The sequence below is a fragment of the Aquitalea sp. S1-19 genome (genome assembly GCF_024343515.1).
The window spans coordinates 1-1,759 of record NZ_RJTZ01000015.1 but is presented as its reverse complement, the minus strand read 5'-3'; the positions used below and the strand labels follow the sequence as shown (position 1 = coordinate 1,759).

The 1,759-nt window shown below is 58.8% G+C and carries 2 protein-coding genes; both read right to left on the bottom strand.

All coding sequences use genetic code 11. From position 1 onward, the window contains the following. Positions 1-13 precede the first annotated feature (13 nt). Complete coding sequence (gene rfbA, locus EGI20_RS03880; protein WP_498629778.1) at positions 14-889, bottom strand: glucose-1-phosphate thymidylyltransferase RfbA; 876 nt, start codon at positions 887-889, stop codon at positions 14-16. A gap of 202 nt (positions 890-1,091) precedes the next feature. Continuing rightward, entirely contained in the window at positions 1,092-1,451 is a 360-nt protein-coding gene (locus tag EGI20_RS03875; RefSeq protein WP_498629777.1) for a MarR family EPS-associated transcriptional regulator, read from the bottom strand. Between the last annotated feature and the right edge of the window lie 308 nt (positions 1,452-1,759).

The window sequence follows — 1,759 nt, the reverse complement described above, 5'->3', positions numbered from 1 at the left end:
GTTTGTTGGAATGTCAAGCCAGCAGTCGTAGCAGATATTGGCCGTAGGCGTTTTTCTTTAGCGGGGCGGCCAGTTTTTCTACTTGTGCTGCATCGATCCAGCCGGCGTTGTAGGCGATTTCTTCCGGGCAGGCGACTTTCAGGCCTTGGCGGGTTTCGACGGTGGCGATGAACTGGCTGGCTTCGAGCATGGATTCGTGGGTGCCGGTGTCCAGCCAGGCATAGCCGCGGCCCATGGTTTGCACATCGAGCTGGCCTTGTTGCAGGTAGACATTGTTGACGTCGGTGATTTCCAGTTCGCCACGGTGCGAGGGCTTGATGGCCTTGGCGATATCGACCACTTGTGCATCGTAGAAATACAGGCCGGTGACGGCGTAGTTGCTTTTGGGCTGTTGCGGCTTTTCTTCGATGGAGAGTGCCTTGCCGCTGGCGTCGAATTCCACCACGCCGTAGCGTTCCGGGTCGTGCACATGGTAGGCAAACACGCTGGCGCCGCTGGTTTTGCTTGAGGCATCGCGCAGCAGGCTGGCAAAGCTGTGACCGTAGTAGATGTTGTCGCCCAATACCAGGGCAGACGGTGCGCCGGCGAGGAAATCTTCACCGATGATAAAGGCCTGTGCCAGCCCGTCCGGGCTGGGCTGTACCGCGTATTGCAGCTTGATGCCCCACTGGCTGCCGTCACCCAGCAACTGTTCGAAGCGCGGGGTGTCTTGCGGGGTGGAGATGATCAGGATCTCGCGGATGCCGGCCAGCAGCAGGGTGCTGAGCGGGTAGTAGATCATCGGCTTGTCGTAGATCGGCAGCAGCTGTTTGCTGACTGCTAGTGTAGCGGGGTAGAGGCGGGTGCCGGAGCCGCCCGCGAGGATGATGCCTTTTCTGGCTTGGGTCATGTTTTGCATTCCAATATTGGGTGTTGCTTGCGGTGTTTGTGGTGTGCTTGCCGAGCTGTATGTGCGGCCCCTCATCCGGCGCTGCGCGCCACCTTCTCCCGGGGGGAGAAGGATTGATGGTGCTGGTCTGTTTTGCGTTGCACGGTGGCCGTCGGTCGCGGTGCCCTCTTCCGCTGGCGGGTGAGGGGGGCATCCCAATCCACTAGTCAGCGGGTTTTTGTGCCTGCGCCTTCACTTCCGCGCGCAGTGCTTCGATTTCCTGGCTGAGTGCGTCGTATTCTTCCTGCTTCCGCTGCAAGAAGTGTTTAGTCAGTGCAGCTTTCTCTGCGATGCCGCTGGGGGTGAGCACATAAACGTAGCCGAACTTGTTCTTGGCGCGGGCGAAGTTCTGCATCTTGACCCAGCCCTTTTCCATTAACGCTTTCAGGCAATAGTTGAGCCCGCCCACGCTGATGCCGAGTTGCTCGGCCAGCTCGCGCTGAGTGATGTCCGGGTTGTCCTGCAGCAGGCGCATCACGCGATAATAGGTGTCTTCTTGTAGCTTGCTTTGGCGGCTGGCCATGGGGCGATTTACGATGGTTCGTGGTGTTTCAGGCACGCTACCGCCCTACCGTGTCACGTTCGGCAAGCGCGGAGGGCGATAAATAGACAGCGGCCGCAAGCGGCCACTGTTCAAGATTGAACGATTGTACCTTGTCTGGGATCTCAGGCCAAGCCTGGATATGCTTTTGTCGTTCGGCTGTGTTTCATCCGGTTTTACCCAGTCTGGCGGTATCAATCTGCATGCGCACCCGTTTGTGCAGCAGTTCGAGCAGGATGATGGATCTGTGTTCGGCTTCGCTGCACTGGTAGATCGCCTCCAGCCCGGCA